Here is a 7,706-nt window from a genome sequence, read left to right as displayed (position 1 = left end):
GTGGCGGATAACCGTCTGTGTCCGGGCGGATTGCTGACACCGTCGTATCGTAACCAGCTGTCGTTTCTGGACATCTACGGCGACGGAATGGGAAATACCAACTACAACATGGCGGTGAGCGGAACCTCCGGGGCAGGGAAGACTAACCTGGTGCAGCCGATTTTACGCAGCGTGCTCGAGTCCGGCGGGATTGGCTGGGTGTTCGATATGGGGGACGGCTACAAGTCCTTCTGTGAGAACGTCGGCGGGGTGTACCTCAAGGGCTCCAACCTCAAGTTCAACCCGTTTGCCAATATCAGCAATATCAACACCTCAGCCGAGCGTATCCGCGACCAGCTGGCCGTGCTGGCCAGCCCCAACGGCAATCTTGATGAGGTGCATCTGGAGCTTCTGCTGGGCGCGGTGAAGCGCGCTTACGACCAGAAGCAGAACAAAGCCCGCATTGACGACGTGGTGGTGCAGATGCGTGCGGCGCGTGAAGAGGCCATGCAGCAGAATGCTGCGACAATCGCCAGCCGCCTGGATGAGGTCATCACACTGCTGGGCAAATACTGCCAGGGCGGGGTCTACGGCGACTACTTTAACAGCGATGAACCGTCACTCAGCGACGATGCGCGTTTTGTGGTGCTGGAGCTGGGCGACCTGGACGATAAGCCTGATTTGCTTATCGCGGTGATGTTCTCCCTCATCATATACATAGAAGACAAGATGTACCGCACGCCGCGCAGCATGAAGAAGTGCTGCACCATCGATGAGGGCTGGAAGCTCCTCAACTTCAAAAACGACAAGGTCGGGCAGTTTATCGAGACCGGCTACCGCACGGTGCGCCGCCATATGGGGGCGTTTATCACCATCAGCCAGAACATCAAGGACTTCGATGCGGATGAAGCTTCTGCGGCGGCAAAAGCTGCCTGGGGTAACTCCTCGTTCAAGGTGATCCTCAAGCAGGACGCGTCCGAGTTCAAGGCCTATAACCAGATGCGCCCCAACCAGTTCAGCGAGATGGAGCGCGACATCATCAGCAAGTTCGGAGATGCGAAACGCCAGTGGTTCAGCTCCTTCATGCTGCGCATTAACGACACCTGCAGCTTTCACCGTCTGTTCGTGGACCCGCTCAGCCGCGCGATGTTCAGCTCGCAGGGTAAGGATTTTGAGTTTATACAGCAGCGTCGGGCAGAGGGCGTCAGCATTCATGACGCGGTGTACGAACTCGCCTGGCGAAACTTCCCGGACGAGATGCGGGAGCTTGAGGAGTGGGAGATGGCGGCATGAGTTACACAGTGAACGAAAAGGACAGGAAAATGGGTAATACAGCATTAACGACCGGACAGTCAGCAGACGATGTGACGTCAGGTAAACCGCCGCTGACCCGCCGTCAAAAGGCAAAGCGCCAGTGTCTGCGCAATCTGGGCCTGGTGGTGCTGGCCGTGACCGCGCTGAATGCGGCAGTGACGTCAGCGATGATTTCGTGGCGGGCGCCGGTCATTGTGTCTTTTGACATGAAGGCGACCATCGACCGGTTTACCGAGCAGGCCACCGGGCGTGAACTGAAAGAGGGCGAGCTGGAAGCTCTGACCAGCCGCTTCACCTTCTCGCTGAATAACGCATTGACGGACTATCAGCAACGTCATTCGGCGCTGATTCTGGTTAAACCTGCCGTGGTATCCGGCGTACCGGATATCACCACTGAAATTCAGGGTGATATCAGTCAGCGTATGACTGAATGGACACGTTAGATGCCCGTTATTAGCAGGTCGATGGCACTAACAATCTCAGTATGCAAATGGCTGGCTGTCGCTACCGGAGCCGTTTCCAGGCGTTTGCTCTCAATACTGGTCATCAGATCTGTCAGGATGACGAAGTTATTGCCAGCGATATTCACAACCGGGTGGATTCGTCCTACAGGGATCAAATTTTCTTTAGCTGTCAGCGGTACGACAATTCTGGTGCTCAGCCCCTCAAAGAGGTCATGCTGAAGAGCCATAAAATAGGGATAGTGCTCCCGGCCTTTTCCTTTGTTGCGATAGATATCGAACTGAGCCATCAAATAACACCTTCATCATCAGAAAACAGCCCGGCTTTTTCGATAAAAGCATTATGAGAGGCAAATGCAGCCTGATTTTCCTGAAGGAAGCGCTCTCTTCTGGATGCTCTGAGCTTTTCCTGCAGTGCATCTTCAAGTAATGCAGAAAGATTAATGCCGCTTGCTTTTGCCTCACTTAGCAGGCTGGCCGTAATTGTGACATTTGTTCTTTTCTTGACTGTTTGCTGAAGCGTTTGATGTGACATAGAACCCTCTTCAAATATGATTTTTTACACGTATGCAGTTACACACTAATGGTGTGCAACTTAGTGGCGTAATGCAAATCAAAATTTATGGAGCCCATGTGCAACATACTGGAACGATACTTTTCCTGACGGTAATTGCTTTTTCGCCTGTAGTAGCAAAAGACCTCGGAACCTGGGGCGAACTTTACCCCATTGCTGAACAGGACATGCTCACCACCATCAATACCCGCCTGCAGGCGATGCAGGACAGCGGTGAACTGGACATGCAGCAGGAAGCCTATAAAAAGCAGATCATCGAAAAATCCCTGCGCCCCGATCCGGTTGAAGGGCTGACCATTGCCCGCGAGAACCGCACCCACTACATCAATCCGTCGATGACCGTGGCGGAAGATATGGCCGATCATCAGGGGCGCTTGTTTGCACGCAAGGGGGATGTAATCAACCCGCTGGATACCGTGCCGTTCAACCAGACGCTTTACTTTATCGACGGTGACAATCCTGCCCATCTGGCCTGGATGAAGGCGCAGAAGCCTGACACGATGGTGTACCGCGTCATTCTCGTTAACGGGGATATCCGGGAAGCGACAAAAGCGCTGGGCGAGCGGATCTTCTTCGATCAGAAGGGCTCGATGTCACGCCGCTTTGAGCTCACTGCGGTACCGGCGCGCGTAACCCTGGGGGAAGATAAAAGGTCGCTGCGCGTTGATACCTTTGCGCTGGAGCCGGCGGGAGGGCATCAATGAGAAGGCTGTTCTCCGTTCTTTGTCTGACAGTGTCCGGCCTGCTCTGGTCGTCTGCCACATCCGCCAGCGCTGTGGAGTGCGAGGGTAATTTCGTTAACCCGATCACCGATATCTGCTGGGAGTGCATTTTCCCGGTCACGATTGGTAATGTGGCGGTTGCCTCCGGCTCGCAGCCGGATACGGCGAACCCGTCAAGTCCGATACAGATTTGCCCGATGGGAATCCTGTACCGCGTGGGTATGGCGATGGGGTACTGGGAGCCAATGGCACTGGCGGATGTGACCCGCTCGCCGTACTGCATGGTGAATCTCGGCGGCTTTAACTTGGGCGTGGGCAATGTTGGTACCGGGACGGGGTCGCAGGAGGATGGTGAATCCCCGGGGGCGTTCTATCACGTCCACTGGTACAAATACCCGCTGACATACTGGCTGAATATCATTACCTCTGCGGGCTGTCTGCAGGGCGGCGATCTGGATATCGCGTATCTTTCCGAACTTGATCCGATGTGGAACGACAGCAGCCTCAGCATTATTATCAACCCCGAGGCGGTGCTCTTCAGCAATACGATAGCCCAGGCCGCCTGCGCCGCTGATGCAGCGGCGAGCCTGGTCGGTAAACCGCTGGACGTGCTGTTCTGGTGTGCAGGCTCCCAGGGCTCGATGTACCCGTTTACCGGCTATACCTCCAACGAGTACAGCCCGCTGCAGTCGTCGCTGCTGGTCGCCGAGCGCATGGCCTTCAAGCTGCACCGTGAAGGTCTCATCATGAATTCCATTGGGCAGAACACAGCGGTCTGCTTTGAGTATCCGTCCCCGATTATCCCGAAAGAGCGCTGGCGCTATCAGATGGTGAACAAACACCCTGACGCCGGACAATGCCACCCGGTGGGCCGCAGCGTGATGCGCTGGGAGACCGGACGTAACTTACCTAACGATCGCCGTAACTTCGGCTACCTGTTCTGGCGTAAACGGAACTGCGTTTTTCTCTGAAGGACCACCTATGAAGCGACTCTCCCTGCTTCCGGCCATTGTGCTGGCCGGTTCGGTGTCCGCGTTTGCTGACACAAATTCCGACAACAAGGCCTTTTTTAGCGACATGCTGCAGATGGACCGCGCCCGCCATAGCGCGCTCAGCGCGCCTGATTTTGCCCGTGGCTCGGCATTGACCGGGCAGAGCGCTGATTTTGTCGCAGCGCTCAGACAACAGCAGCAACAGCAGACGAAGCCGGACAACAACGCGCCTGCGGTCATGATGTTTGTGTCGTTCTCGATGCCGGAAGATGACCTGCGCGAGCGTATCAAAGATGCCGCTGACCTGGGTGTGACCGTCTCCCTTCGTGGGATGGTCAACGGCGATATGCGCCAGACTGGCACACGGGTGGCACAGCTGGTCAAAGAGACTAACAGGGGCGGGATGCAGATCGATCCGGTTTCTTTTCGCCGCTACGGCGTGATGTCGGTACCGACACTTATCGTGAAGTGTGGCAACGCCTCCGATCGGGTGCTGGGTGATATCACCCTGCGTGATGCGCTGAAGAAGGTGGCGGAAGATGGTGAGTGTGCAGAATTTGCCGCTAGCGTGCTTCGTCGGGAGGTGAGCAATGGTTAAGCCCGTTTTAGCTGCACTCGCTGGCGCGCTTATGGTCCTCAACGGGTACGTCTGTGCGGATGCGTTCGGTGACGGCATGTCATTCGGGAAAGGCCAGCAGGGCACCGGGACAAATGCGATTAAAAATTTTAAACCGGAAGAGGTCATTCCTGACTACACGGCCCGGCCTCCCGAGAGCGGCTATTACGGCGGCGTGACCTCATCGGGCGTGGATATGACCACGCCGGGATCGAATGCACTCAATACGTCAGATGTCGGGCAGAGCATCACCGAGTCGATCCTGAACACACCTGCGGATAACAAGCCTTCACTCGATGCGCCTTTTATCAGTACGGGTACCGCAATGCAGGATAACGCGGAGAATGTGGTCGACCCGGGGTTCGATGAGTGTCAGGAGCAGAATGCGACCTTCACCGAAATCACCACGCACCAGTGTAACCGCACCCCTGCGGTTGAGCTTTCCTGTACCCGAAAGGCACATATCGGCGGAAAAGAAACCGAGGTGTGGGTGACGCGCGCCTACCACGTTAGTGCGGGGCTCTTCCGGTACAGCGCGCAAAATGGGGGATTTTTCTATGAATTCAGGGCGCCTGCCTCAGGCCAGATAATCAGTGCCACCCTGAATGTGACCGCAGGGCAGTACATGATGAATGCCAAAACCACATTCATGAATACGACCTTCAACCTGACCTGGGGGGCAAGCTTTACGCTAAACCCTGCCGGTATGGCGGTGAATGAAGGTGATTATTATGGTGCACTGGCGCTACCCATGAACGGACAGTCAAACGCCTCACTGTCAGCCCCCATTCTGGCAGCCTTCAACAGCGGCAAAAATAGCATGACCATCGACATGGTGATGAAGGTGAAAGACAAGGGCTATGAGCCGTCCGTTGAATGGACAGAGTACTGCCCCTTCAACAAGGCAGAGGAAGTGCTGATGACATCTGTCTGCACAGAGGCTGGTGGGACAAAGACGATCAATGTTGGTGGCGTGAATTATCCTGTCTACAGCGACTGCTGGGCTTTTAAGGATGTTTATGTAACTCAGGAGGCTGATAACGGGACCTGCAGCGAATACATGAACAACAAAGCCTGCACGGTAAACGGTACGACCTGCCTTGAATCCCTGGCGGGTGTTTGCCTGTCGGAGATGGCCACGTTCTCCTGCGAGAACAAAGTCTCCGGTACCGGGATGGTGTGCGGCGGGGAGTTTTTCTGTACTGACGGCAGCTGCGCGCAGGGAGAAACCGGAACCAACAACATGTTCGCCAAAGCGGTGTCCACGCTGGCCGCGGTGGCAGCGGCAGGTGAGGACATTGCGGAGTTCAACGAAGCGAACGTGCGTGCCTTTACCGGCACAGCCCAGCGCTGCCGCAAGGCCATGGCAGGGTTCAGCAACTGCTGCAAGGACTCCGGCTGGGGTAACGATGTGGGGCTTGCCAGCTGCAGCTCTGAAGAGAAAGCGCTGGGCAAGGCCAAGTCGAAACTGCTGACGGTTAAAATCGGGACATTCTGTGCCCACAAGGTTCTTGGCGTGTGCGTGGAGAAGAAAGAGAGTTACTGTCAGTTTGACAGCAAGCTCGCTCAGATAGTGCAGAGCCAGGGACGCAAGGGGCAGCTCGGTATCAGCTTTGGCAGCGCCTCTTCCCCGAACTGTCGCGGTATCACCATCGATGAACTGCAGTCCATCAACTTTGATACGCTGAACTTCGCGAACTTCTACAGCGATCTGGAAGACGGTTCGACCATTCCGGAAGACAGCGAGCTGCTGGAAAAAGCGAAGCAGATCATTTCAGACAAAATGGCGGAGGCGGGCAAATGATGCGAACACGCCTCCAGCTGATTGCTGTCTGTATGACGATGACCACCGGCGCTTCGGCATCCCCAGATGTAGCCATTCAACCCCGCTACGCGCAGGAAGAGGGCTGGCACTGGTACAAAGACCCGGCTGATATCGACGATGAGGATGACCTGCCACCTGTGGTGGCAGAGGTCATGCCGCCAGCTCCGATGACCGCCTCTGAGCAAAAGGCCCTCCTGCAGAAAGCAACCCAGGAGGCGCTGGATAACGCCATTCTTTACCCTTCACCTGAGAACTACCGGCGCTACGCGGTAATGAAGGAGTACTGGGTTAACCTGGCTACAGGATTTACGCAGAGCGGCAAGAAGGCGCTGCTGCAGTTCCCGGAACTCAACTACAACCTGGTGCGCAGCCACTATAACGGCACGTCAGCGGCCCAACAGTCGATGACGAAAGAGAAAGAGATCCTGGCGGTCAGTCACGTGGCTGCACGCTACGGCGTGATGTTCTTCTACCGAGGTGAAAATCCGGTAGACAGCCTGATGGCGGGAGTCATCAAAACATACTGTGAGGAGCGCGGTATCTCCGTTACGGGGGTCTCGGTTGACGGCAAACTCAGCGATCATCTTCCCGACAGCCGGATTGACACCGGTCAGGCTGAAACCATGAACGTGAAGTTTTTCCCTGCCACCTTCCTCGTCGACCCTAAAAACCGCCAGTGGCAGCCGCTGGCCTGGGGCTTTATGGCCCACGATGACCTTGACCGACAGGTCGTGAACGTTCTGACCGATTTCAAACCTGATTACTGAGTATCCTTTTATGAAAAGAACTCTCCTTATTTCCGGCAGCCTGCTGGCTGCTTCGGCATGCGCCTTTGCAGGCAGCACAATCGATGAAATTCGTGCGCTCGATGAAGCCAAAGCGGCCGCCAGAACCACTTCACCTGAAGCACAGCAGGCGACAAAAGCACAGCCGAAGGCCATTTCGCATCGTCTGAGTGACGGGAGGACGGTGAATCTGGCGGACTGGACAGTTGTGCTGTTTATGCAGTCCAGCTGCGAATACAGTCAGAAATTCGATCCGGTGCTGAAAGCGTTCTCAATGCGTTCCGGACTGCCGGTATTCGCCTTCAGTATGGACGGCAAAGGTGATCTGACTTTTCCGAACGTCCTGCCCGCTACCCCGGATGTGCTGGTGGAGTATTTTCAACTGGGGCTTCCTCTGGCCACACCGACTACCTTTCTGACCAACGTTCATACCATGGA

Annotated in this window: 10 protein-coding genes; 8 read left to right on the top strand and 2 right to left on the bottom strand. The window is 55.7% G+C overall.

The window, feature by feature from the left end; all coding sequences use genetic code 11:
* Together ACMGGQ_RS23040 and trbI are read left to right on the top strand one after the other, a co-directional pair.
* The coding region (locus ACMGGQ_RS23040; protein ID WP_420290596.1) for a helicase HerA domain-containing protein at positions 1 to 1,272 on the top strand (1,272 nt) is incomplete at its 5' end.
* A gap of 29 nt (positions 1,273 to 1,301) precedes the next feature.
* Positions 1,302 to 1,736, top strand: a complete 435-nt coding sequence (gene trbI, locus ACMGGQ_RS23035; RefSeq protein ID WP_420290595.1) for a type-F conjugative transfer system protein TrbI — start codon at positions 1,302 to 1,304, stop codon at positions 1,734 to 1,736.
* Here trbI and ACMGGQ_RS23030 read toward each other — a convergent pair.
* Together ACMGGQ_RS23030 and ACMGGQ_RS23025 are read right to left on the bottom strand one after the other, a co-directional pair.
* Positions 1,733 to 2,044: a CcdB family protein gene (locus tag ACMGGQ_RS23030; protein WP_196351418.1), complete on the bottom strand. Its 312-nt coding sequence runs from the start codon at positions 2,042 to 2,044 to the stop codon at positions 1,733 to 1,735. The genes trbI and ACMGGQ_RS23030 overlap by 4 nt on opposite strands.
* Positions 2,044 to 2,289 (bottom strand): type II toxin-antitoxin system CcdA family antitoxin, encoded by a 246-nt coding sequence (locus ACMGGQ_RS23025; protein ID WP_196351417.1) that lies wholly within the window; start codon positions 2,287 to 2,289, stop codon positions 2,044 to 2,046. The genes ACMGGQ_RS23030 and ACMGGQ_RS23025 overlap by 1 nt, the downstream gene beginning before the upstream one ends.
* 98 nt (positions 2,290 to 2,387) lie before the next feature.
* On the opposite strand from ACMGGQ_RS23025, the gene traW reads away from it, so the two are divergent.
* From traW to trbB, 6 genes are all read left to right on the top strand, one after another.
* Positions 2,388 to 3,032: a type-F conjugative transfer system protein TraW gene (gene traW / locus ACMGGQ_RS23020; protein WP_420290594.1), complete on the top strand. Its 645-nt coding sequence runs from the start codon at positions 2,388 to 2,390 to the stop codon at positions 3,030 to 3,032.
* Entirely contained in the window at positions 3,029 to 4,021 is a 993-nt protein-coding gene (gene traU / locus ACMGGQ_RS23015; RefSeq protein WP_420290593.1) for a conjugal transfer pilus assembly protein TraU, read from the top strand. The genes traW and traU overlap by 4 nt, the downstream gene beginning before the upstream one ends.
* Before the next feature lie 10 nt (positions 4,022 to 4,031).
* Entirely contained in the window at positions 4,032 to 4,640 is a 609-nt protein-coding gene (trbC, locus tag ACMGGQ_RS23010) for a type-F conjugative transfer system pilin assembly protein TrbC (protein WP_420290592.1), read from the top strand.
* Complete coding sequence (gene traN, locus ACMGGQ_RS23005; protein ID WP_420290591.1) at positions 4,633 to 6,462, top strand: type-F conjugative transfer system mating-pair stabilization protein TraN; 1,830 nt, start codon at positions 4,633 to 4,635, stop codon at positions 6,460 to 6,462. The genes trbC and traN overlap by 8 nt, the downstream gene beginning before the upstream one ends.
* On the top strand, positions 6,459 to 7,250 hold the full coding sequence (gene traF, locus ACMGGQ_RS23000) for a type-F conjugative transfer system pilin assembly protein TraF (protein WP_420290590.1): 792 nt from the start codon (positions 6,459 to 6,461) through the stop codon (positions 7,248 to 7,250). Before traN ends, traF begins: the two co-directional genes overlap by 4 nt.
* A gap of 10 nt (positions 7,251 to 7,260) precedes the next feature.
* On the top strand, positions 7,261 to 7,706 hold a 446-nt coding region (gene trbB, locus ACMGGQ_RS22995; RefSeq protein WP_420290589.1), incomplete at its 3' end, for a type-F conjugative transfer system pilin assembly thiol-disulfide isomerase TrbB.

Origin of the sequence: Enterobacter sp. BNK-13, from assembly GCF_048685015.1 — a bacterium.
Classification (GTDB): Bacteria; Pseudomonadota; Gammaproteobacteria; order Enterobacterales; family Enterobacteriaceae; genus Enterobacter; species Enterobacter quasiroggenkampii.
This window is presented reverse-complemented; position numbering and strand designations above follow the sequence as displayed.

Coding starts and splice junctions, on each gene's coding strand:
- traU (WP_420290593.1), top strand. CDS start 3,029: ATGAGAAGGCTGTTCTCCGTTCTTTGTCTGACAGTGTCCGGCCTGCTC.
- ACMGGQ_RS23025 (WP_196351417.1), bottom strand. CDS start 2,289: ATGTCACATCAAACGCTTCAGCAAACAGTCAAGAAAAGAACAAATGTC.
- trbC (WP_420290592.1), top strand. CDS start 4,032: ATGAAGCGACTCTCCCTGCTTCCGGCCATTGTGCTGGCCGGTTCGGTG.
- traN (WP_420290591.1), top strand. CDS start 4,633: ATGGTTAAGCCCGTTTTAGCTGCACTCGCTGGCGCGCTTATGGTCCTC.
- traF (WP_420290590.1), top strand. CDS start 6,459: ATGATGCGAACACGCCTCCAGCTGATTGCTGTCTGTATGACGATGACC.
- trbI (WP_420290595.1), top strand. CDS start 1,302: ATGGGTAATACAGCATTAACGACCGGACAGTCAGCAGACGATGTGACG.
- ACMGGQ_RS23030 (WP_196351418.1), bottom strand. CDS start 2,044: ATGGCTCAGTTCGATATCTATCGCAACAAAGGAAAAGGCCGGGAGCAC.